The 23844-nt window shown below is 72.3% G+C and carries 14 protein-coding genes and 1 pseudogene; 10 read left to right on the top strand and 5 right to left on the bottom strand.

What is annotated here, in order from left to right; translation table 11 throughout:
* Positions 1-477: 477 nt before the first annotated feature.
* The 3 genes from ACFXPX_RS07330 (at position 478) to ACFXPX_RS07340 (ending at position 13374) form a co-directional block, all read left to right on the top strand.
* Positions 478-11820 (top strand): LamG-like jellyroll fold domain-containing protein, encoded by an 11343-nt coding sequence (locus ACFXPX_RS07330; RefSeq protein ID WP_380640000.1) that lies wholly within the window; start codon positions 478-480, stop codon positions 11818-11820.
* A gap of 26 nt (positions 11821-11846) precedes the next feature.
* Positions 11847-12428 carry a hypothetical protein gene (locus tag ACFXPX_RS07335; RefSeq protein WP_380640002.1) on the top strand — a complete coding sequence of 194 codons (582 nt, stop codon included), beginning with the start codon at positions 11847-11849 and terminating at the stop codon, positions 12426-12428.
* A gap of 82 nt (positions 12429-12510) precedes the next feature.
* The gene (locus ACFXPX_RS07340) at positions 12511-13374 is read left to right on the top strand and encodes an RNA-binding protein (protein ID WP_380640004.1); all 864 of its coding nucleotides are present in this window, start codon (positions 12511-12513) and stop codon (positions 13372-13374) included.
* A 7-nt stretch (positions 13375-13381) separates the two neighbouring features.
* Here the strand turns inward: ACFXPX_RS07340 and ACFXPX_RS07345 are convergent, their stop codons facing one another.
* Positions 13382-13939 (bottom strand): MarR family winged helix-turn-helix transcriptional regulator, encoded by a 558-nt coding sequence (locus ACFXPX_RS07345; protein WP_380525322.1) that lies wholly within the window; start codon positions 13937-13939, stop codon positions 13382-13384.
* A 280-nt stretch (positions 13940-14219) separates the two neighbouring features.
* Here ACFXPX_RS07345 and ACFXPX_RS07350 point away from each other — a divergent pair, with 280 nt between their 5' ends.
* The 6 genes from ACFXPX_RS07350 (at position 14220) to infA (ending at position 19704) form a co-directional block, all read left to right on the top strand.
* A complete protein-coding gene (locus tag ACFXPX_RS07350; protein WP_375895757.1) occupies positions 14220-15419 on the top strand; it encodes a cytochrome P450 in 1200 nt (399 codons plus the stop codon).
* 65 nt (positions 15420-15484) lie between these two features.
* Positions 15485-15682: a ferredoxin gene (locus tag ACFXPX_RS07355; RefSeq protein WP_375895754.1), complete on the top strand. Its 198-nt coding sequence runs from the start codon at positions 15485-15487 to the stop codon at positions 15680-15682.
* Positions 15679-16899, top strand: coding sequence for an NAD(P)/FAD-dependent oxidoreductase (locus tag ACFXPX_RS07360; protein ID WP_380525324.1), 1221 nt, complete (start codon positions 15679-15681; stop codon positions 16897-16899). The genes ACFXPX_RS07355 and ACFXPX_RS07360 overlap by 4 nt, the downstream gene beginning before the upstream one ends.
* Before the next feature lie 198 nt (positions 16900-17097).
* Positions 17098-18198: a chemotaxis protein gene (locus tag ACFXPX_RS07365; RefSeq protein WP_380525325.1), complete on the top strand. Its 1101-nt coding sequence runs from the start codon at positions 17098-17100 to the stop codon at positions 18196-18198.
* A gap of 218 nt (positions 18199-18416) precedes the next feature.
* A complete protein-coding gene (locus ACFXPX_RS07370) occupies positions 18417-19022 on the top strand; it encodes a TlpA family protein disulfide reductase (protein ID WP_380525326.1) in 606 nt (201 codons plus the stop codon).
* Positions 19023-19479: 457 nt separating this feature from the next.
* Positions 19480-19704 carry a translation initiation factor IF-1 gene (gene infA / locus ACFXPX_RS07375; protein ID WP_188306513.1) on the top strand — a complete coding sequence of 75 codons (225 nt, stop codon included), beginning with the start codon at positions 19480-19482 and terminating at the stop codon, positions 19702-19704.
* Between the two features lie 175 nt (positions 19705-19879).
* On the opposite strand, the gene ACFXPX_RS07380 is transcribed toward infA, so the two are convergent.
* The 3 genes from ACFXPX_RS07380 to ACFXPX_RS07390 all read right to left on the bottom strand — a co-directional run bounded on the left by ACFXPX_RS07380 (position 19880) and on the right by ACFXPX_RS07390 (position 22922).
* Positions 19880-20911 carry an AraC family transcriptional regulator gene (locus ACFXPX_RS07380; RefSeq protein ID WP_380525327.1) on the bottom strand — a complete coding sequence of 344 codons (1032 nt, stop codon included), beginning with the start codon at positions 20909-20911 and terminating at the stop codon, positions 19880-19882.
* A gap of 163 nt (positions 20912-21074) precedes the next feature.
* Complete coding sequence (locus ACFXPX_RS07385; protein WP_380640006.1) at positions 21075-22274, bottom strand: serine hydrolase domain-containing protein; 1200 nt, start codon at positions 22272-22274, stop codon at positions 21075-21077.
* A 201-nt stretch (positions 22275-22475) separates the two neighbouring features.
* Positions 22476-22922, bottom strand: a complete 447-nt coding sequence (locus tag ACFXPX_RS07390) for a MarR family winged helix-turn-helix transcriptional regulator (RefSeq protein WP_380525329.1) — start codon at positions 22920-22922, stop codon at positions 22476-22478.
* Positions 22923-23018: 96 nt separating this feature from the next.
* On the opposite strand from ACFXPX_RS07390, the gene ACFXPX_RS07395 reads away from it, so the two are divergent.
* Entirely contained in the window at positions 23019-23411 is a 393-nt protein-coding gene (locus tag ACFXPX_RS07395; RefSeq protein WP_375897373.1) for a nuclear transport factor 2 family protein, read from the top strand.
* A 70-nt stretch (positions 23412-23481) separates the two neighbouring features.
* Here the strand turns inward: ACFXPX_RS07395 and ACFXPX_RS07400 are convergent.
* Positions 23482-23757, bottom strand: a pseudogene (locus tag ACFXPX_RS07400) (MMPL family transporter); the annotation flags it as partial.
* Positions 23758-23844 lie beyond the last annotated feature (87 nt).

Consider the following 23844-nt stretch of genomic DNA (forward strand, 5'->3'; position numbering starts at 1 on the left):
GCCATTTGAAGGCAAAGCGGGAGATAGCCCGGCATCTCGGATGCCGGGTGGCAGTTGAACGCTGGACCGGAAGCGGTCGTGGTCGATAGAAGATCTATCGGCCTGCCCGATGGGGGGTCTCGGACTCGTTTTCCTGGAGGGTCGGCCGTGCGCCGCTTGTCACGCCGTGAATCGCAGAAGACGTCGCGCCTGGGGGGCGGAAGCAATCCCCTGCGTGCGGCCCGTCGTGCGTGGAGCGGAGCAACCGGCTCGGACCGCACGTCCGTTCCGAGGCGACGTTGGCCCGTTGCGCTGTTGTCGTTGTCCCTGCTGCAGGCGGTGGCACTCCAGCCCGCGGAGGCCTTCGCCCAGGCGCATGCCCCGACACCGGCCGTGTCGGCACAGGCCCCCCGAGTTCCGCAGCAGCGTTCTGACGATGCCACTGGGCAGGGGCACCAGGTCGGTGCGAACGAGACCTCGCGTCACGAGGCCGCCGGTGTGGCAGCCGGGCACGTGCCCGCTCCCGGCGAGGCAGCCGAGAAGACGGACAGCCAGGACGGCGGCAAGCCCCACGCACCGGTCGCCCCGGAGCTGGTGAAGGGCAAGCAGACGACGCCCCCCGTGCTGCCCAGGCCCCAGGCGACCGGTCCGGACGGCTCGCCGAAGAGCCAGGGCGAGGCCGCCACCGGGAAGGTCACGCCGACCAAGGACTCGCCGGCCGGCTGGGTGGGCCCGACCGACCCGGACGCCGGGGCCACCGAGGTCACCGGGGCCAGGACCTCCACCACCTCGGTCTTCGAGAACCCCGACGGCACCAAGACGATGCGCGTCTACAGCCAGCCCGTCCACTTCCGGAAGCCCGACGGCACCTGGGAGAACATCGACACAGGCCTGTCCCGGGGCCGGGACGGCAGGTGGGCCGAGGCCGCCAACGACCAGGCGCTCAGCTTCTCCCCGAGCGCCGACGGCAGCGCGCTGATCGACTGGACCCTGGACACCGGCCACCGCATCTCCTACACGCTCCGGGGCGCCAAGCCGGTCGCGGCCACCGCCGCGGCGAACACGCTGACCTACCCCGCGGCGCTCGCGGACTCCGACGTCGTCTACAACACCCTCGCGCAGGGCATCAAGGAATCGCTGGTCCTGCACAGCACCTCTGCCCCGACCACCTGGGTGTTCCCGCTGAACACCACGGGACTGTCCGCCTCCCTGGACTCCTCCGGCAACGTCCGCTTCACCGACGAGGCCGGCAAGGTCCGGATGACCATCCCGCACGGGTACATGGAGGACTCGGCACTCGACCCGCACTCCGGCGAAGGGGCCACCTCCGACGCCGTCACCTACAAGCTGACCACCGTGGACGGCAAGTCGGCCCTGCAAATGGACCTCGACACGGCCTGGTTGAAGGACCCCAAGCGGGTCTTCCCGGTCAAGGTGGACCCCACCGGCCAGATCAACGGCACGCGTTCCACCTACATCGTGTCGAACAGCGCCACCAACCACGCGAGCGAGAACAGCCTCAAGACCGGCAGCTACAACGGGGGAGCGTCCTACGACGCCAGCTACCTCGTCTTCGACTCCCTCGGCTCGAACCTGGGCAACATGTACGTCCAGAAGGCCGAGCTGGACCTGAACGCCATCTGGAGCGGCGGCTGCCAGTCTCGCGACGTCGCCGTGCACGCCATCACCTCCGCCTGGGACCCGGGCAGTGTCAACAACTTCTCCCAGGTGCCCTACGACCCCGCGGTGCTCGCCTCCGCCAACTTCCAGGCGCCCAACAGCAGCTACTGCCCCGGCTCGCCCGTCACGGTGCCGTTCAACCTCGGCGGCGACCCGACCACCGCCGGCGTCCAGCTCGTCAACGGCTGGACCCACGGCGCCGGCAACTACGGCTTCGCGCTCACCTCCGACACCAGCGACATCCAGGCCTGGAAGCAGTTCGACAGCGTCAACACCCAGCACCCGCCGTTCCTGAAGCTCACCTACGTCGACTGGGCCGCCGACTACTCCATCCCCGGGGACTACATCCAGCCCACCGCCGTCACCCCGGGCTCGCAGCAGGTCACCATGACCAATCTCGCCGCGAACTGGTGGAACTCCAACAGCATGCGGGTCAAGCCGAGGTTCTTCGACGCGAACTGGCACGAGTACTGGCCGGGTGCGGGCACCACCACGGGCGTTCCGGGGCTGGTCAAGACGGGCGACACCGTGACCTTCACCGCCACCATCCCGCCGATGGCACCGGGGAGCAGCTACCAGCTGTGCTGGGACGGCGTGGTCAACGGCACGTACTCGCTCAAGGACGACTTCGGCATCCCGTACCACACCTGCACGTGGGTGGCCGCCAAGAACGTCAACCCGCAGATCGACACCATGGTGCCGCTGTCCAACTCCGTGGTCGGCACGCTCTCCCCGCAGCTCTACGCGGGCGGCCACGACCCGGACAACTACCCGGGCACGGGCGTGGACTACGACTTCCGCGTCTACACCAACCCGGCCTCGGGCGACTCCCAGCTGCTCGCCGAGTCGGGCTGGCAGCCGAGCCAGACCTGGTCCGTGCCGGCCGGCAAGCTGGCCTGGAACAGCAGCTATCAGTGGACCGTCATGGCCGGTGACCACATCGGCGCGAGTCCGTGGTCGGGGAACGCGACGTTCTCCACCCAGTTGCAGCAGCCCGTCATCACCTCCCACCTGGGAGGGGCCGCCGGCGACGGCGCGGGGCACGACTTCGACGCCCACGTGGGCAACTACACCACCGCCGCGACGGACGCGAGCGTGAAGACGGTCGGGCCGGCCCTGACCGTGACCCGCTCGTACAACTCCCTCGACCCGCGCACCTCCACGCTCTTCGGAGCCGGCTGGACGTCCGCCTTCGACATGCAGGTGCAGCCGGACCAGGACGGCACCGGCGCGGTCGTGCTGACCACCGCCAACGGCCGCACCGGACGTTTCGGACTGGGCAGCGGCAACGTCTTCACCCCGCCGCCGGGCGAGTTCGCCTCCCTGACCAAGGTCGACGCCGGGTTCGACCTGACGGCCAAGGACGGTGTGGTCTACCAGTTCCACATACCCAGCGGCAGCGCCTTCGCGCTGTCCCGGGTCACCGACGCGGCCGGCCACGTCCAGGACCTCACCTACGCAAACGGCAGGCTCACCACGGTCAAGGACACCGCGTCGGGCCGGTCCCTGCACTTCGAGTGGACCACGGACAACCGGCACGTCGCCAAGGTCTACACCGACCCCACGACCGGAACGGACTGGAACACCGCCCAGACCTGGACCTACACCTACGACAGTGGCAACCCGGACCAGCTGAACGGCGTCTGCACCCCGCCGGCCGGAACCAACACGACCAGGCCCTGCACCGGTTACACCTACACCCCGGGCTCCCACCTGCGCTCGGCTGTCCTCGACGCCGGACCCTCCTCGTACTGGCGCCTCGGTGAGTCCTCCGGCGCCACCGCGGCCAGCGAGGTGATCGAGAACCAGGGCAACGACAACGCGACCTACTCCGCCCAGGGCGTGACCCTGGGCACCCCCGGCCCGGCGGCGGCCGCGACGGCGGCGACCTTCGACGGGAGCAGCGGCTACGTGACGCTGCCGCAGACCGGGCTGTCCAGCTCGTCCTACATGTCGGTCGGGCTCTGGTTCAGGACCACCGGCTCGGGCGTGCTGTTCAGCTACCAGGCGGAGAACTTCCCGGGCAGCGGCACCACGGCGGGCGACTACACCCCGGCGCTCTACGTCGGCCAGTCGGGCAAGCTCCGCGGCAAGTTCTGGGCTGGTTCCTCCGTCCCCATGCAGTCGTCGAAGGCGGTCAATGACGGCCAGTGGCACTTCGCGGTCCTGTCGGCCGCCGGCGTCACCCAGACGCTGTACCTCGACGGCCAGGCCCAGGACACGCTGGCCGGCCCCGTCCTCGCACCGGGGGAGCGCGCCGGAGCCATCGGCGGCGGCTTCACCAGCGCCTGGTGGCAGGACAGCCCGTTCACCGACTTCACCGGCCGGGCCAGCTACTTCAACGGCAGCATCAGCGACGTCGCCTTCTACAACCGGACCCTCGGGGCCCCGACCGTCCAGGCCCTGTGGCAGGCCGGAAGCCGGCCCTCCACCGAGCTGTCCGGCCTGAAGCTCCCCTCCGGCAAGACCCGGCTCGCAGCCGCCTACGACACCGTCAAGGACCGCGCCTCCCAGATCACCGACGGCAACGGCGGCACCTGGAAGCTCGGCAACCCGACCGTGTCCGGCTCCTCCCAGGAGTACCGCGGCCAGGTCATGGGCTCCCAGCCCGCCGGATACTGGCGTCTGTCGGAGAGCCAGGGGATCCAGGCCTCCAACCAGGTCTACAGCCCCCGGCCCACGCCCAACAATGGCACGTACTCCGATGTCGCACTCGGCGCCGCCGGACCGATGACGGGCTCCACCGGATCCGCCTCCTTCAACGGCAGCACTTCCTGGGCCGAACTGCCGGCCGCCTACGCCCCCCAGTCCGGCCCGGGAACGCTCGGGGTCTGGTTCAGGACCGGCAGCGCCGGCGTCCTGCTCAGCTACCAGTCCTTCCCCGTCAACGCCCCCCACACCCAGGCGGGCCTGCACTGGAACCCGGCCCTGTACGTCGGCACCGACGGCAAGCTCCACGCCCAGCTGTGGACCGGCGACGCCTCCCACACGATGGCCAGCGCCGCCACGGTGAACGACAATAAGTGGCACTTCGCCGTGCTCTCCGCCGACAGCCCCACCACCCAACAGCTCTACGTGGACGGCGCGCAGAGCGCCGGACCACTGACCGGCAGCATCACCCCCAACGGCGTCGAGCACGTCTTCGTCGGCGCGGGCGCCATCTCCCTCGGCTGGCCCGCAGCCCCCAGCGACGACTCCGGCCACTTCAACGGCCAGATCGCGGACGTCATGGCGTTCCCCCGCGGCCTGGACAGCGGGACGGTCACCAGCCTCTACCAGCAGGCCACCACCAGCGGCGCCGCCCAGTACGACGCGGCCGTCGTCGACGCCCACCCCACCGGCTACTGGCGCATGGGCGACACCACCGGCAACCAGGCCACCGAAGTGATCTCCTCCGCGGCACTGGCGCAGAACCACGGCAGCTACCACAACACCACCTGCTGCCAGAGCGGCCCCTGGGCGTCCGGCACCTCCACCGCCACCGGCTTCAACGGCACCACCTCCTACGTCCAGCTGCCGGCCAACACCGCGCCCAAGCCCTACAGCGGCACGGCCGTCGAGCTCTGGTTCAAGACCACTGCCCCCGGCGTGCTCTACAGCCACCAGTCCTTCCCGATCGACGGCAAACCCAACGGCTCCACCGACCGCTGGAACCCGGCGCTCTACATCGGCTCGGACAAGAAGCTCTACGGCGCCCTGTGGACCGGCTCGGCCACCAACGCCCTGGTCTCCACCACCGCCGTCGCCGACGGGAACTGGCACCACGTCGCCCTGACCGGCGACGGCAGCGGCCAGACCCTCTACCTCGACGGCGCGCCCACCGCCACCAGCAACACGGCGCTGCCCATCACCTACAACGGCTCCGCCTACGACTTCCTCGGCGCCGGCTGGACCGGTGGCGGCTGGCCCAACCCGCCCGCCGACCAGGTCGGCCACTTCAACGGCGCCATCGCCGACTTCTCGATCTACAGCTACCCGCTCGTCGCCGGCGCGGTCGCCGACCACTACCGGGCCGCCACCACGCCCGGCACCACCGGCGGCCTCGACGCCGCGGGCGCCTACCGCGCCGCCGTCGTCCAGGCCGGACCGATCCAGTACTGGCGCCTCAACGACCCCTCCGGCTCCTGGTACGCGGCCGCCGAACTCGGCACCGCCATGCCCGACCTGACCGCCGGCACCTACAACAGCGTCACACTCAACGCCAACGGCCCGACCAACGACTACGGCAACCAGCGCGCAGCGGTCTTCGACGGCACCACCTCGCAGGTCCGGCTCCCCGCCGATGCCGCACCCACCCACGGCCCCGCCAGCATGGAGCTGTGGTTCAACACCACCAGCGGCGGCCCGCTGTACAGCTACCAGGACTTCCCCGTCGGCTCCCCGCTGGGACACAGCTGGAACCCGGCGCTGTACGTCGGCTCCGACGGCCGCGTCCACGGCGAGTTCTGGATGGGCTCGGGCGCCGTCATGACCTCCGACCGGACCGTCAACGACGGCAAGTGGCACCAGGTGGTCCTCACCGCCGACGACAGCGGCCAGACCATCTACATCGACGGCCAAGCCAGCGCCACCGACACCAGCGGACGCAAGATCACCTTCAACGGCACCCCGTACGTCTACCTCGGCGCCGGCACCACCACCGGCTGGGGCTGGCCCGCCGGCGGCGGCGACCACTTCACCGGCAGCATCGCGGAAGCCTCCTACTACACCAGCCGCCTCGACGCCGCCACGGTCGCCGCCCACTTCAAGGCCATGGGCGACGGCGGCACCGCCACGCCCGTCACCGCCGCCAACGTCACCGACCCCACGGGCAACACCCTCGCGTACCGCTACGACGCCCACTCGGCCAAGCTCATCTCCCGCAGCGACGCCTGGGGCGACACCACCCGCTACTCGTACGACACCAACGGCTTCCTGCACACCGTGACCGACGCCGACGGACACACCGTCACCACCGGCCACGACGACCGGGGCAACGAGGTCTCCCGCACCACCTGCCAGGACACCACCCACTGCCACACCAGCTACGCCCACTACTACCTCGACGCCACCACGGACCACCTCGGCGCCGTCAACGACACGGTGACCGACCGCAGCGACGCCCGCTCCAGCGGGTCCGGCGACGCCACCTACCGCACGCAGTACAGCTACGACCCGGCCGGCGACCTCCTGTCCACCACCGTGCCCGCCACCGCGGACTTCCCGCAGGGCCGCACCTCCTACCTCGCCCGCACCAGCGGCAGCGAGGCCGCCGTCGGCAGCGACGGCAACCCGACGACCGGAACCCAGCCCGCCGGGCTGGTCACCTCCCAGTCCCCGTACGTCGACCACGCCGCCTACCCCAACCAGGCGGCGGTGCCCGCCAACCTGAGCACCGTCAACGCGTACAACGCGGCCGGCGACCTCACCAGGAGCGTCAGCCCGCTGGGCCTGGTCACCACCTACACCTACGACAACCTCGGCCACCTCACCTCCAGCACCGAGGCCTGCACCAACTGCGGCCAGGGACAGACCCCCACCAAGGTCACCACCGCCTACACCTGGGACGGCCAGGGCAATCCGCTCACCCGCACGGACCCGGCCACGACGGACGCCGTCACCGGCACCGTCCACACCCCCCGGACCACGACCGCCTACGACACCGACGGCAACCCCCTCACCCGGACCGTCGCCGACCTCACCGGCGGCGACGCGCCGCGCACCACCAGCTGGGCGTACTCCGGCACGACCAGCCAGCTCTCGAAGGTCACCGACCCGGCCGGCCGCTCGACCGGCTACACCTACGACAAGTACGGCAACAAGGCCAGCAGCACCGACGCCGCCGGGACCACCTACAGCTACGACTACGCCCCGATGGGCTGGCTGCAGCAGGTAGCCGTCACCAACTACACCGGAAGCCCCACCAGTCCGGTCAGCGCCCGCTGGCAGATCCTCGAGTCCCGCGCCTACGACCCCGCCGGCCGCCTGGCCAAGGTGACCGACGCGATGGGCCGCTCCACCCACACCTACTACAACGACGACAACACCGTCGCCGAGGTCGACGCCGACGCGTTCCACACCTTCGACCCGGTCGCCAAGGCCTTCGACGGCACCCTGCGCAACGTCCTCCTGCAGCAGAACACCTACGACGCGGCCGGGCACCTCACCCAGCGCGTCACCGGCGGCGGCAAGACCACCGTCGCCAACACCTGGGACGCCGCAGGGCGGGCCACCAGCACCACGGTCGACCCCGGCGGACTCAACCGCACCAGCGGCAACGCCTACGACGCGGCCGGCCACGTGCTGCGCTCCACCATCACCGACGGGACCCAGACCCGGGAGAGTGACTTCAGCTACGACGTCGCGGGGAACGTCACCGCGCAGACTGTCAAGAACCCGCCGCAGGACTCCACCACCACGTTCAGCTACGACCAGCGCGGCCTGCCGCTCACCCGGACCAGCCCCAACGGCAATGTCAGCGGCGCCAATCCGGCCGCCTACACAGCCAGTTACCTCTACGATGCCGCGGGTCAGCAGGTCGTCACCACCGAACCACCGGTGCCCACCACGACCTTCAATCCCGCGACCGGGCAGCCTCTCACGCTGACCGTCGCCCCCGAGACCCGCACCGGCTACAACACCTTCGGTGAGACCGCTGAGACCAAGGACCCGACCGGCGCCGTCACCACCACCACCCACACCTTCGACGCCACCGGCGAACACCTCGCCGTCGCGAGCAACACCTACACCGCCCCCGACGGCAGCGGCACCTTCACCGCCGTCACCCGGGCCGACTTCGACGCCATGGGCCGTCCCAAGGTCCTCACCGACGCCAAGGGCAACACCACCACCAGCGTCTACGACCAGCTGGGCAACCTGGTCGAGAAGGACCTGCCGAGCACCGGCGGAGTGACCCCGAAGTGGCTCTACAGCTACGACCTCGACGGTGAGAGCCAGTCGGTCACCGACCCGACGGGTGCCGTCGTGCTGTCGACGTACGACGACCTCGGCCGCCCCGTCACGTTCAGCAGGCAGGTCCGCCAGACCTCCCACGGCGCCAGCGGCGGCACGCCCGCCGTCTACACCGGCAGCTTCGGATACGACGACGCCGGCAACCGGACCAACGTGATCACCCCCAACCGGGAGTCCACTCTCAACTCCTATGACGCGGCGGGGGATCGAGTCAGTACCACCGATCCGCTGGGCAACACCAGCACCACCTCGTACGACCTCGTCGGCGCCCCTGTGCGCACCACCGCGCCCGCCGACTCACCGGGCCGAAGCGGGCGGGCGACCGCCACGACCTACGACCAGGCCGGCCGACCGCTGAGCATCGCCAACCTCGACGAGAACGGGGCGGTGGTGTCGACGAGCCGCATCCAGTACGACGCCGACGGGAACGCCCTGGCAACCACTGACGCGGACGGCAACACCCGCCGCACCGAGTACAACGGAGTCGGCCAGGCGGTCCGCCAGATCCAGCCGGTGGACGCCAACCACAACATCGCCACCGCGCTCGGCTACGACGCCGCGGGTCACCGCACCGTCTACACCGACGGCAACGGGCAGAGCACCTACTTCACCTACAACACCCTCGGACTGGCCGAGTCCACCGTCGAACCGGCGACCTCCGCCTACCCGAACGCCGTCGACCGCACCTACACCACGGCATACGATCCGAACCTGCAGCCGATCACCGTCCTCAAGCCGGGCGGCGTGAAGATCCAGAACGCCTACGACCCCGCAGGACGAATCACCGCTCAGAGCGGCAGCGGAGGCGAGGCGCCGACACCTACTCGCAACGTCGGCTACGACCTCGCCGGGCGGATCACCTCCGTCTCCACCCCGAACGGCCCGCAGACCTTCAGCTACGAGGACCGCGGACTGCTGTGGACCAGCTCCGGTCCGCAGGGCCAGGCGAGTTTCACCTACGACGCGGACGGCCTCCTGAGCTCCCGCACCAACGCGGCGGGAACCGCCAACTTCAGCTACGACCCGGCCGGACGCCTGAAGTCGTTCGCCGACCCGCTCACCGCAAGTACGGTCGGCTACACCTACTACCCGTCCGGGACCCTGCAGTCCGTCAACTACGGCAGCACGACCCGGTCGTTCACCTACGACGGGAAGCAGAACCTCACCAGCGACACCCTCAGCACGTCCGGCGTCACCAAGGCGTCCGTGGCGTACGGCTACTACTCGTCGGGCCGTCTGAAGACCCAGAACACGACCGGGCTCACCGGCACGCCGAACGCCAACTACACCTACGACCAAGCCGGGCGGCTGTCCATCTGGAACAAGGGGGACAGCACCACCTCCTACAACTACGACGACAACGGCAACCTCACCAAGTCGGGTGCCACGAACGCGACCTACAACCAGCGCAATCAGCTGCTCACTGCCGGGGTCAACACCTACACGTTCACCCCGCGGGGCACCAGGTCATCCGTCAGCAGTGGCAGTACGACCACCACCGCCGGCTACGACGCGTTCGACGAACTCGTGACCCAGGGAAGCCAGACCTACTCCTACGACGCCCTCGGCCGACTGGCCTCCACGGCCGGCCGCACGTTCGGATACGACGACGAGAGTAGTCACCTCGTCACGGACGGCACGGAGACGTACAGTCGGGCGCCCAGCGGTGGCCTCGTTTCCGTCAGCGCCGGCGGCGCCGCCAACTTCGCCTACAGCAACCGCCACGGTGACCTGGTCGGTACGTTCACCGCGAACGGCACCGCCATGGCGGGCTCCGGAGCCTACGACCCGTGGGGCAAGCCGGACGGCGCGGCGACGACCGGCAGCAAGCTCGGGTACCAGGGCGGCTGGACCGACCCAGCAAGCGGTCAGGTCAGCACTGCCAGCCGCTGGTACGACCCCACCACCGCGGAGTTCACCAGCCGCGACTCGGCCCAACTCGCCACCGGCACCTCATCGGCCGCCAACCTCTACGCCTACGCCAACGGCGACCCGATGAACGCGGCCGACCCCAGCGGACACCGCGCCTGCGCTCCGTTCCCGGTAACAACCCCGTGGGGAGGCGGTGGTGGTGGCGGGGACGACCAGGACCGCACGCCTCCTGCCGAGTCCACGCCTCCGCCAGCCGATGTGCCGGTCGCGCTTCCAGACCGGGCACAGAAAGACTTCGGGCTGGCGGCCAGTCAGGAGTACAGCCTCCAGCAGATGCTGGAACAGCAGCGCCTCGACAACGCGATGCATCCGTTCGGCTACTCTGGCGGGTCGCTCGATATGCCGTCATGGGGGTTGTACGGCACCCCGCTCGGTGCCGGAGCCATCCCGGAGATCTTCGGCAGCGTCCCCTGGACAGGCCTCTTCGAAGGCGGCGCCCTCGCCCTGAACCCGTTCTCCCGGAGCAGCTGCGACACCCCCACCGGCCACCATCGCCCACGGCCGCACGACAGCGGGTCGACGAGCCCGAGCCAGCCGAAGGTCGACCCTCATACGATCGACCCCGTCCAGTGCACGCACTGTTCGACCACGGCACCCTCCGGCACACCGCTCAACGGCCCGGAGCTCGGGCTGACGCAACAAGGGAAGCCGCTCCCCGAGCTTGGTGGGCAGACGCTGCTCGATCCGTACCAGCCCGGGGCAGTGACCAATGATGGTCTGTTCTTGTGGCCTCAGGACGCGGCTATCGCGTACAACCCTAAACTTGACGAGCAGGACAGCGAAAAGGGATGCCGTTCGACACGGAAGACGTGGGTCTACTACCAACCTCGCGATCAGGCCGGGAGGGCAACCGGTGTCACCGCCTGTCTAAATGCCGCAGATATCGACTATCAGGACCGGGGGCGTATGCCGGATCCGAACAAGAATACCTTTATCATCGGTGGCGATACTCGCTCGACGGCCGCCGGCACCTATGATCCGCCGGGGTTCGTGGATGGCACCAAGCAGGCTCGGGGCCACCTCCTTGCCAGGCAGTTGGGTGGCTCAGGGTTGGAGATGAGGAATCTGGTGCCGCTCTACACGAACGCAAACTCCGTCGTTATGAAGAGCTACGAAGATCAGGTTCGAGCGGCGCTCGATCAGAACCCTTCCCAGACAGTTTATTTCAGCTCTCAGGTCGAGTACTGGGACAAGACGGATCCGAATCCCCGCCGAATATGGTTCAATGCACGCGGGACGGGCGGCCTGAATATTAGCGTGCCCATCGACAACATGTAGCTGCGTGTGACTGAAAGATGGAGATCTTGGGATTCATCGAAGAACTGGCGGCGCTCGGTGGTCTAGCTGAGGCGCGCAGGTTTGTGGCGCCCTGGCAGGACGTCGAGCGAGAGCTTGGCATTGGAGTGCCATTCGACTATGTTGAATACGTTGGTCATTTCGGTCCGGGCGGCTGGAGCAACTATCTGGGCGTTCTGATTCCGGGGGTGGCGGATTCATCCAGTGATCTTGTGCATCAGTCGAATATCCTGAACGAGCTGCTGACTCAGCATCCCATTGTCCGTGAGCAGCAACCGTTCCCCATCTTTCCGGAGCCCGGGGGACTGCTGAGGTGGGGTAACTCAGCGACCGCCGAGACATTCCATTGGCGAGTTGACACGGATGATCCGGACTCATGGTCCACGGTGGTGCTCGGGGATGCGAAGGAAGAGGTATACGAGTTCCACGGGCCGATGACGGAGTTCTTGGCAAAATTGTTTGACCGTCGGATTCACGTCCCGTTTATGAATCAGATTCCGAAAAGGTCTGACACTCGATTCTCCCCGAGCGATGGGACTCCGCTGAGCCCCCGTTTCCGGATCGAGCCCCTCGGGTACTTCGAGAACTGAATCAGCGGTACCCGGGCAGCGAACCGCACTCGCCGTATCGGGTGAGGTCGGCGGCGGTGCGGTCATTGAGGGTGGTGCTGGCGTGGGTGCCGGGGCGGTCGAGGGCGGCGGCCTGGCGGGGCTGTTCCCGCCCGACCCGACCGGATTCCACCCCGGCTTCCACGACGGCGCCCGGGTGCCGGTCGCGGTCGGCCTGGAACTGGTGCGGGCGATGCTCCGCGACAGCGGCGCCTGGTGCCGCCTGGAGACCGAGCCCGACGCCGGGTACGGCCCCGAGCCCGCCTTCGCCGTGCACGTCGGCTGGGACCAGTACCTCTACGTCGGCAGCGACGCGCCCTGCCCGGCGGCGGTGGCGCGCACCCGCGCGCTGGGCCTCCACCCGGAACCGATGGACGCCTCCCCGTACGAGGCCGAGGACGACGAGCCGGGCGAGCAGTGCCCCGCCGACGAGGAGTTCTGGGCCCGGCTGCGCCGGTACGTGGTGGAGGGCCGGGCGGCGCTGCTGGAGGAGGTGCCCGCCGACAACGCCTCCCGCTGGCACCGGCTCGGCGACGGTACGGCGGCGAGGACGGCGGCGGAGGTGACAAGGGCGGAGGAGGCGGTCGACGCGGTGCGCGCCCTGCTGGTCCCGCGCGCCCAACTCGCCGTGTGGCCGGAACTGCTCACCGACGTCGCCGCGGCCCTGGCCGCCCTGCCCGAGGACGGCCCGGTCGAGTTCCTCCGGGAGGGCCGCGACGGCCGGATCACCGGCACGGTCGCGGACGCGGAGGATCTCAGGGAGCGGGCCGCCGAGCTGTCCGGGGCCCGGGCCGCCGCCGTCCTGTCGGTGTACGCCGGCGAGCGCGGCCCGCTGTTCACCGCGGTGCTGCCGGACGCCGACGGAGTCCTGCGCGCCCGCTGGCGCACCGAGCCGGCGCCGGGGGACCGGGAGCCGGGGCCCGAGTAGGGCGGGCTCAGGACTCGACGGGGTCGCGCAGGGCGGCGTGGGCCGAAGGCGGGGGAGCGGGGTCGTCCTCGGAGAGCAGTGAGCCCCGTACGCGCTGGACGTAGCGCTCGATCAGGTGGCACAGCACGCTGACGGTCGCGGCGACGTCCGGTTCCGGGACGCCGTCCAGGGCGTCGGTCAGGCCGGTGATGTTGGCCTGTTTCAGCCGCTCGAGCAGAGCGCGCCCGTCGGCGGTGAGGGCGACCCGGCGGGCCCGGCGGTCCAGGGCGTCGGGGGTGCGGGCCACCAGGTGCTGGCCCTCCAGGCGGTCGATCTGCCGGGTGACGTGGGAGGGCTTGACCATCAGCCGGGCGGCCAGGTCGCCCACCCGGCTGGGCCCGTCGGCCTCGGCGAGGGCGCGCAGCAGGTAGACGTCCGAGCGTGCGGCGGTGATGCCGGCCTTGGCGGTGCGGCGCTCGTGTTCCTGGGAGCGGGTCAGCAGGTAGGCCAGCGAGGCCAGTACGGCCTCCAGGTCTGCGGTGGCGGTGTCCGCGGTGGCGGTCCGATCGTCTGCGGCGTCCGACATGGGGGAACTTTAGCGGCCGGTGCGCCTCCCGGCTGCGGCGCAGACCGGTCACCGGATTTCGGACAGATTCGGCGCCCACCGGATGGGCCCTTTCGCCGCCACGGACCGCGAGTTAGCGTGACAGCGAGTTAGTTGCTTTTGGCACGTAAATGCTCCGGGCCCGCACGCCCGCCGCACCCGCGTGCCCCGCACGGCCGCACCCTCGCGTGCCCCGCACGGCACCGCGGGCCGGACCGGACCGACCCATCCGGCACAGCCAGCTCCGAGAGGGGAGCCCCCCATGGCCACCGCCGCACAGACCCCCCGCTTCACCCACCCCGCCGCCCGCGGCACCTGCCCCTTCGCCCCGCCGCCGGCCTACCAGCAGGCCCAGCAGGACGAGCCGATCAGCCGCATCTCCCTCTGGGACGGTTCCCCCAGCTGGCTGCTCACCCGCCACGAGGACATCAAGGCGGTGCTCTCCGACGCCCGGTTCAGCTCCGACTCCACCCGCCCCGGCTTCCCCTTCGTCAGCGCCGGCGCCCGCCAGCTGAACAACGGCCAGCCCGTCTTCATCCGGATGGACGACCCCGAGCACGCCCGCCTGCGCCGGATGCTCACCGGCGAATTCATGATCAAGAAGGTCGAGGCGCTGCGCCCCGAGGTCCAGCGCATCGCCGACGAACTGCTGGACAGGATGACCGAGGGCCGCACCGGGGCCGACCTGGTCCGCGAGTTCGCCCTGCCGCTGCCCTCCCTGGTCATCTGCCTGCTGCTCGGCGTCCCCTACCAGGACCACGAGTTCTTCCAGGAGTGCAGCCGGGTCCTGCTGCGCCGCGACTCCTCGGTCGAGGACGTCATCGCCGCCCAGGCCCGGCTGACCGACTACCTGGAGGAACTCACCGACACCAAGCGCACCCACCCCGACGACGGCATCCTCAGCCGCCTGGTCGAACGCGGCGAACTCAACACGGCTGAGATCGGCGCGATGGGCCGGCTGCTGCTGGTCGCCGGGCACGAGACCACCGCCAACATGACCGCGCTGTCCGTCCTCGCCCTGCTGCGCCACCCCGCCCAGCTCGACCACCTGCGCCGCCACCCCGAGGCCGTCCCCGGCGCCGTCGAGGAACTGCTGCGCTACCTGACCATCGTGCACTCCGGCCTCACCCGGGTCGCCACCGAGGACGTCGAGCTCGGCGGGGTGCGGATCCGGGCCGGCGAGGGCGTCGTCTGCATGATCAGCACCGCCAACCGGGACACCGCGCAGTTCACCGACGGCGACAGCCTCGACCTGACCCGCGACGCCCGCCGCCACCTCGCCTTCGGCTTCGGCGTCCACCAGTGCCTGGGCCAGCCGCTGGCCCGGCTGGAACTGCAGATCGCCCTCGACACCCTGCTGCGGCGCCTGCCCGAACTGCGCCTGGCCACCGCCTTCGAGGACGTCCGCTTCCGCGGCGAGATGCTCATCTACGGCGTCCACGAGCTGCCCATCGCCTGGTAGTCCGGGCCCGCCCCCCCCCCCGAACCCTCGCCCCCGAACTCCCCACCACCCCCGAAGGGAACCCCATGCTCGTCCTGATCGACCAGGAGAAGTGCTGCGGCGCCGGCCACTGCGTGCTCGCCGCCCCCGAGGTCTTCGACCAGCGCGACGAGGACGGCATCGTCGTCCTGCTCGACGCCCGCCCCCCGGCCGGCCTCCACCAGGCCGTCCAGGACGCCGCCGCGGTCTGCCCGGCCGCGGCGATCACCCTGGAGAACGTGTGACCGCACTGCGCGAGGTGGCCGTCGTCGGGGCCGGCGCCGCCGGACTGCACGCCGCCGAGGCGCTGCGCCGGGCCGGCTACGACGGCCGCCTCACCCTCGTCGGGGCCGAGCCCGAACCCCCGTACGACCGGCCGCCGTTGTCCAAGCAGCTGCTCGACGGCCGGCTGCCGGCGGACAAGCTGGCCCTGCGCGGGAGCGCCGCCCTGGCGGAGCTGCGGCTGGACCTGCGCCTGGGGGTGGCGGCCGAACGCCTGGACCGCGGCGCCCGCACCCTGCACCTGGCCGACGGCCGGCAGGTGCGCTGCGACGCCCTGGTGGTGGCCACCGGCGTCCGCCCGCGCCGGCTGCCCGGCGCCGAGACGCCGCTGCCCGGCGCCCACGTGCTGCGCACGCTGCCCGACGCCCTCGCCCTGCGCGAGGAACTACGGCCGGGCGCACGGCTGTTGGTGGTCGGCGGCGGACTGCTCGGCGCCGAGGCGGCGGCCACCGCCGTCGGGCTCGGCGCCGAGGTGACCTGGCTGGTGGCGGCCGCCGCGCCGCTGGCCGCCGTCCTGGGCGCCGAGACGGCCGCGCTGCTGACCGGCCTGCACCGCGAGCACGGGGTGCGGATCCACCGGGGCGCGGCCGCCGCCGTGCTCCGGCGGCACGGCCGGGCCGCCGGCGTACGGCTCGCCGACGGCGGCGAGCTGGCCGCCGACGCCGTCCTGATGGCGATCGGCTCGGTGCCGGCCACCGAGTGGCTGGCCGGCAGCGGGGTCCCGCTGGCCGACGGCGTGGCCTGCGACGCCCACTGCGCCGCCGGCCCCGGCGTCTGGGCGGCCGGCGACGCCGCCTCCTGGCCCGACCCGCGCACCGGCCGCCGCCGGCGCCTCGAACAGCGCACCAACGCCACCGACCAGGCCCTGCTCGCCGCCCGCAACCTGCTGGCCGGCCCGGACGGCACCCGCCAGGCCTACGCGCCGGTCCCGTACCTGTGGACCGACCAGTACGGCCTGCGGGTGCAGGCCTTCGGCAGCCCGGGCGCCGCCGACCGCTTCGAACTGGTCGACGGCAGCCTCGCCGAGCACCGGTTCGCCGCCGCCTGTCTGCGGGAGGGCCGGGTCACCGGCGCGGTGGGCATCGCCGCCGCCCGCGCCCTGCGCGGACTGCGCGCCCAGGTCGCCGCCCACGGCCCCTGGCCGCCCGCCGCCGAACGGGAGGCCGCCCCGGTCGGCTGAGCCGGGGGCCGAGGGCCGGGGGCCGGGGCCGGGGCCGGGTGCTGGGAGGCCGCCCGGCCGCCCGGCCGGCAAGGGGCGGCGGCCGGCCGACCCGGCGGTATCGGGGGCAAATCGCTACATTAGGGGCATTTGGCAGCAGCAGCGCCAGGCACCGTGCGCCCACGCAGAGAAGGCCGACCGCCTTCGGAAAGGGTCCCCATGCACCCCGCCCTCAGCCCCGCCGTCCTCGCCGAACTGCGCCGGCCCCGGCCCTACCCGGCGGTGTCCGTCCTGATGCCCACCCACCGCCGCGAACCCGACAACACCCAGGACCCGGTACGGCTGCGCAACCTGCTGGCCGAGGCGAAGGAACGCCTCCAGGCCGACCCCGAGGTCTCCCGGGCCGACCGGATCGACGTGGTCGGGCAGCTCGACAAGGCCCTCGCCGAGGTCGACCTGGTGCACGCCGAGGACGGCCTGGCGATCCTCGCCGCGCCCGGCGAGCACCAGGTGTGGACCTTCGCCCGCACGGCCCCCGCCCGGGTGGTGCTGTCCGACACCTTCCTCACCCGCAACCTGGTCTCCGCCCAGGCCGCCGAGCGCCCCTACTGGGTGCTGGCCGTCGCCGCCGACCGGGCCGTGCTGTGGAGCGGCACCCCGGAGCGGGTCACCGAGGACCGCGCCCACGGCTTCCCGCTGACCCGCGCCTTCTTCGACAACCCCGACCCGGAGCGCCGCGAGCGCATCGGCGACACCCCCAGCACCTTCCGCGACGAGGAGACCAAGACCTTCCTGCGCCAGGCCGACACCGCGCTCGGCAAGGTCCTGGCCGCCGACCCCCGCCCGCTGTACGTGGTCGGGGAGGCGCCCGCCCTGGCCCTGCTGGACGCCGCGGGCCCGATCGCCAAGGAGGCCACCGCCCAGATCCCGCACGGCGGCCTCGCCCAGGCCGACGTCGAGACCGTCCGCAAGGTGGTCGGGCCCGCCGTGCGGGCCCACGCCGAGCAGGAGACCGCCGACGCCCTCGCCCGGCTGGACAAGGCCCGCGGCCGCTCCGGGTTCGCCGCCGGCCTCGACGAGGTCTGGCAGGCGGTGGGGGAGGGGCGCGTCGCGCTCCTGGTGGTCGAGGAGAACCACCGCGCCACCGTCCGCGACGCCGGCGAGCACCTCGTCCCCGCCGAGGCCGGCGAGGCCGGCGCCCGCGAGGACATCGTCGACGAGGTCGTCGAGCGCGCCCTCGACACCGGGGCCCGGGTCGCCTTCGTCCCCGACGGCACCCTCGCCGACGCCCGCGGCATCGCCGCCGACCTGCGCTACTGAGCGCACCGACCCCTCACCGTCGCGCCCGGGCCGCGCCTCAGCGCCCGTCCCGCGCCGCGCCGCCCGGGCGCGACGGCCGTCAACTCCCCGGCCCCGCACGGCAGTACGGTCCGCAGACGCCGCGTCAGGTGCTCCACCGGCCGGTCCCAGCACGCCCCCGCGGCGGGGATGACGCACCCTCATGACCCGCCCGGCGTCAGCAGTGCGAGGCTTCGGCCATGGACGTCGACCCACCACCGCGCCGCCGCCGGACCGCGGCGGCCCCCGCCGCGCTCGCCGCCGCCCTCACCGCCGCGCTCCTCGCGGGCTGCTCCTCCGGCGGCGAGGGCGCGGTCTTCGTCACCGAGAAGGGCACCAGCATCGGCCGGGCCGCCGCCGACGGGCGCCGGGACGCCCCCGAGGTGACCGGGCAGACCCTGGAGGGCGGCCCGGCGGCCCTCGCCGACCACCGGGGCAAGGTCGTCGTCGTCAACATCTGGGGCTCCTGGTGCGGCCCCTGCCGCACGGAGGCGCCCGCCCTGGAACGCCTGCGGCAGCACTACCAGGGCCAGGACGTCGAGTTCCTCGGCATCAACACCCGCGACCAGGACATCGCCAACGCCCGGCGCTTCCAGCAGGAACAGGGCCTGACCTACCCCAGCCTGTTCGACCCGGCCGGCACCCAGCTGCTCAGGTTCCCCGCGGGCACCCTCGACGCGGGCTCCCTCCCGACCACCCTGGTGGTCGACCGCCGCGGCCGTCTCGCGGCGCGCGCCCTCGGCGGCCAGAGCTACGATGCCCTGGAGTCCATGGTCGAGCCCGTGCTCGCCGAGAAGTCCGGCTGAGCGCGGCCGAGTGCGGCCGGGTCCGGCCGAGCGCGGTGGCGCCCCGCCGGGGCGTAAATCGTTTGGGCGGGCGGGTCGTCGGCTGCTACCGTCTGCCCAGCCGTGCGACCGATGCGAGGAGGTGAGACCCATGAAGGCAGGAACCGAGTGGGTGCTCCCCCTCGTCGTCACGGTGGGCGATTGACGTTGGCGTCGCCCGGGAGCGCCTCAGGCAAGGCACTTCCGAAAGGCAGCACCATGAGTGCGCCGCATCCTGCCCCGAGCGCTCCCCTCCCCAGCGCCGCTGTCCCCAGCGCCGCTGTCCCGAGCGTCCCCGCCGCCGCGCCCCCGGAGGGCGCCGCCCGGCGCGCGGGCAGCACCCTGGAACCGGTCCGGCGCTGACCCGCGCACCGGCCGCCCCGGCATCGAACGAACGACCCCGACACCGAACGAACGAACGAAGAATGAGGTGAACACCATGACCAAGACAACGAACGGCATCGAAGTCGAAGGCACCGTCATCGAGTGCCTGCGCAACGCCAACTTCAAGGTGGAACTGCAGAACGGGCACGTCGTCCTGGCCCACATCAGCGGGAAGGTCCGCAAGAACCACATCAAGATCCTCCCGCACGACCGGGTGCTCGTGGAGCTCAGCCCCTACGACCTCACCCGCGGCCGGATCCGCTACCGCTACCGCAACTAGCGGCCGGCTGGGGGAGAACCGGTGGCCCGGCACGCTCCCCCGTGGCGTGCCGGGCCACCGGTGGTTCTGCCGCGCGGGGCTGACGGGCCCGGCGCGTCGCGGTGTTCCTCGTGGAGGATGCCAGTGCGCGCGGCGCCCGTGTTGTCCCTGCGTCTCCACTTCCTTGGCAATGCGTCTACGCGTCGCCGTCCCGCGCCCGCTCGGCCGCGGCCCGGTGGCGGTGCTCACGGGGCGAGAGCCCGTACGCGGCCCGGAAGGCGCGGCTGAAGTCGTCGGCCCGGGGGAAGCCCCAGCGGGCGGCGACGGCCTGGACCGCCAGGGTGCGCAGCGCCGGGTCGGCCAGGTCGCGCCGGGCCCGTTCCAGCCGCTGCCCGCGGATCCAGGCCGCCAGCGTCCGGCCGTCCCCGGACTCCCCGGACTGCCGGGTGAAGACCCGGTGCAGGTGGCTGACGGAGACGTGGTGGGCGGCGGCGATCACCGCCGGCGACAGCTCGGGGTCCTGGAGGTTGCGCCGCACGAAGGCGCGCACCGCCTCCACCAGGGCGCGCTGGCGGGTGTCCTCCGGCACGGCCGCCTCGGCCTCCAGCTCCCCGGCGACCCAGGCGGCGACCAGGTCGACCGCGATGGTGCCCAGCCGGGCCGCCCCGGCCGGGTCCAGCGCCGCCGCCTGCCGGTCCAGCCCGACCAGGAAGTCCGACAGCAGCGCGCAGGTGCCCTCGCGCACCGAGAACCCCCGCCCCAGCAGGTCGCGCAGCCGGTGCGGCGGCAGCGGCAGCAGCGCGGCCGGGAAGTCGATCCCCACGGCCTCGGTCCGCTGCTCCCGGCGGCCGCCGCCCCGGGCCCCGAGGGCCCGCACCTCGTAGGGGTGGGAGCTGTCCACCAGGTACAGGTCGCCCCGGCCGAAGGTGCGGGTGCGCTCCTTGGCGCCGCGGGTCAGTGACAGCCCGCCGTCGAGCGGCATCGTCAGGTGGTACACCCCGGGGTCCGTGCGCCGCACCATGGCGGCGGAGCGCCGGAAGCGCGTCGGCGGGAACGAGGACCGCAGCAGGGTCACCGGCCCCAGCTCCAGGCGCCGCATCTCCGCCCGGAAGTCGTCTGCGTGCTCGCTGGTCATCTCGCTGGCCCGGGTGCGCCCGATCAGCTCCCGCCAGCAGTCGAACCGCTCCCGCGCGGGCACGCCCTCGCCCCGGAACACGCTCCCCGTCACCGCGGCCACCTCGCCGCCCCCTTCCCGCTCCGCTTCCCGGCCCGGCCGCTGCCGGACCGTCGACCGTAACCGATCCCGGCCCGGCCGCCGGCCCGGACCCCCGTGCCTGCCCCCGTGCCCAGCCCCGTACCCGCGCCCGGTCCGCGTCCGGGGCCGCGCCCGGTCAGGGGGCCAGCAGTGCGCAGACGAAGTCCTCCTCGACCGCCCGCAGGTGCGCCAGCAGGTCCGGGGTGCCGCTCTGGTTGACCTGCGTGGTGACGGAGACGGTCAGGCTGCGCCGCCCGTCGGCGGTGCCCGCGCCGAGCTGGGTGTAGCCGGGGGTGTTGCCGGTGTGGCCGTACACCGTGCCGCAGCGGGTGGTGTACTCGAAGATCGCCAGTCCGGCGTGGTTGGTGCCGGGGCCGGCGGGTTCGGAGGCGCCGTCGACGAAGGTCCGCTGCTGTGCGCGGGTGGCGTCGCCGATCAGCGGGCCGCCCGCCCAGGCGGCGGCGAAGGCGTTGAAGTCGGCGGGGGTGGAGACCAGGCCGCCCGAGGCCCAGGAGCCGGAGGCGCCGTACTCGGTGCTGACGTCCTGCGGCGGGGCGGGCGGTTCGACGTCGTAGCCGTGCAGGTAGGGCCTCGGCAGCCGGTAGCCGGAGGGCAGGCTGGTGCGGGTGAGTCCGAGCGGGCGGTAGACCTCGGAGGCGAGCAGGTCCTCGTAGCGCTGCCCGGTGGCGGCCTCGGCCATCAGGGCGACGGCGATGTTGTCGGAGTTGGAGTACTGGTAGCGGGTGCCGGGGGTGAACTCCAGGGGCTCGTCGGCGACGAAGTCCAGCAGGCGGCGGGAGTCGAAGACGTGGTGGGGGTCGGCGCTCAGCAGGTCGCCGAAGGCCGGGGCCCTGCTGTAGTCGGGCAGCCCGCTGGTGTGGTTGAGCAGCTGGCGCAGCGTCACCGCGCCCCAGTCGGCGGGCAGCGCGGGCAGCCGGGCGGCGAGGGTGTCGTCGAGGCCGAGCAGTCCGCAGTCCACCAGCCGCAGGGCGACGGCGCCGCTGAACGCCTTGGCGGCGCTGGCCAGGCGCATGTGGTCCTCGGCGAGGGGCGGGCGGCCGGTGCCGAGTTCGGCGGTGCCGGCCCGGATCACCCGCACCCGGTCGTCCTCGCGCAGGACGGCGATGGCGCCGGGCGGGCCGTCCGGGCGGTCCACCAGCTCCTGCAGCCGGGCCCGCAGCGCCCGGTCGCCGTCCTGGCGGCCGTCCTGGCGGCCCTCGGGCCCGCCACCCGCGGCGGCGCCGGCGGCGGGGGCCAGTGCGAGCGAGGCGGCCAGCGACGCGGTCAGCAGGGCGGTGACGGCGGGCCGTGGACGGCGGCGGGGGCGCGGTGACATGACGGATCCTCCGGAGGGCGGTGCGGGTGCCGGCGGCCGGGTGGCCGGGTGGTTCGGGGGCAAGGGATCACCGCCCGCGGACCCGGGGAAACGGCCGGACGCCCGCCGTGACCCGCCTGGTCGATCACCGCGCCGGGCCGTCGGACCCGGACCCGGATCCTGGTCCGACGGCCCGGGGCCCGGAACCCCGGGCCCGGGGTGTCAGCCCTGGAACGGCCCCTCGTCCACGAAGGTGCGCAGCAGCCGGGCGAAGGCCCGGGCGTCGTCCGCCGGCCAGGAGGCGAGGGAGTCCTCGATGCGGGCCGCCAGGCGTTGCCGGGTGGCCCGTACCGCGTCCCGTCCGCGGTCGGTGAGGACGAGCAGGGTCGCGCGCCGGTCACCGGGGTCGGCCTCGCGGCGCAGCAGCCCGGCCTCCTCCAGCCGGTCGGCGCGGCGGGTCACGGTGGTGCGGTCCAGCCCGATCTCGCGGCCCAGGTCGGCGGCGCTGCACGGGCCGGTGCGGGCCAGGCCGCTGAGCACCGGGTAGGTGAGCTCGTCGACGGCTTCCCCCAGGCCGTCGGTCAGCTGGGCGTGCAGGCCGGTGCGGGTGCTGCGCCGCAGCAGCAGTCCCAGGGCCTCGGCGATCTCGTGTCCGGTCGGATTCGTCACCCCCTCAGATTAGCGTGCGCTGCGCACGCTTTTCCTGTACTGTCAGATGCGTGCCTGAGGCACGCACTTTCTCGTGACAAGTCATCGGAGGACCCCGTGCAGCACACCGACATCACCACCGCCCTCGCCGACCTGCTCCTCACCCCGGGCCTGGACCTCCACGAGGCCGTCGACCGGCACTTCGCCCCCGACTACCGCCAGCGCACCGACGGCCGCTGGGACGACCGCGGCGAGTTCCTGGCCCACATCGCCCACCTGCGCACGGTCGTGGCCGACGGCTCCGTCGAGGTCCACGAGGAGCTGGTCGACGGCCACCGCTACGCCGACCGCCACACCATGACCATCACCAAGACCGACGGCTCCACCGTCCGCATGGAGGTCTACCTCTTCGCCGAGTTCGCCCCCGACGGCCGCTTCCGCCGGATCGAGGAGACCACCCTCCTGCTGGAGGGCGCCGACCACGACCGCGACCTCGGCAGCGCCCGCTGACCGAGCGCCCGCCGGACGCCGCGCCCGCTGACCACCGCGCCCGCCGGACGCCGCGCCCGCCCTACGGTTGTTCGCCCGCGCCCTCGGTGTCGATGTGCGGCAGCACCCGGTCCAGGAAGCGCGGCGTCCACCAGGCGGCCGGCCCCAGCAGCGTCATCACCGCCGGCACCAGCAGCAGCCGCACCACCGTGGCGTCCACCAGCACGCTGACCGCCAGGCCCAGCCCCATCATCTTGATCACCACGTTGTCGCTGACGATGAACGCGGCGAACACGCTCACCATGATCAGCGCGGCGCAGGTGATCACCCGCGCGGTGATCTCCAGCGCGTGCGCCACGGAGTCCTGGGGGGGCCCCGGGGGCGGCCCCGGCACCGGGGGCCCCCGCGGCGCGGAGAAAAGGTAGTGCATAGAGAGGCCCCAAACCGTACGGGC

The organism is Kitasatospora sp. NPDC059146, from assembly GCF_042786665.1.
Classification (GTDB): domain Bacteria; phylum Actinomycetota; class Actinomycetes; order Streptomycetales; family Streptomycetaceae; genus Kitasatospora.

What these genes read in the sequence shown, in the direction of transcription:
- ACFXPX_RS07385 (WP_380640006.1), bottom strand. Translation starts at nt 22,274, where the DNA reads ATGTCACCGCGCCCCCGCCGCCGTCCACGGCCCGCCGTCACCGCCCTG.
- ACFXPX_RS07355 (WP_375895754.1), top strand. Translation starts at nt 15,485, where the DNA reads ATGCTCGTCCTGATCGACCAGGAGAAGTGCTGCGGCGCCGGCCACTGC.
- ACFXPX_RS07370 (WP_380525326.1), top strand. Translation starts at nt 18,417, where the DNA reads ATGGACGTCGACCCACCACCGCGCCGCCGCCGGACCGCGGCGGCCCCC.
- ACFXPX_RS07350 (WP_375895757.1), top strand. Translation starts at nt 14,220, where the DNA reads ATGGCCACCGCCGCACAGACCCCCCGCTTCACCCACCCCGCCGCCCGC.
- ACFXPX_RS07365 (WP_380525325.1), top strand. Translation starts at nt 17,098, where the DNA reads ATGCACCCCGCCCTCAGCCCCGCCGTCCTCGCCGAACTGCGCCGGCCC.
- ACFXPX_RS07345 (WP_380525322.1), bottom strand. Translation starts at nt 13,939, where the DNA reads ATGTCGGACGCCGCAGACGATCGGACCGCCACCGCGGACACCGCCACC.
- infA (WP_188306513.1), top strand. Translation starts at nt 19,480, where the DNA reads ATGACCAAGACAACGAACGGCATCGAAGTCGAAGGCACCGTCATCGAG.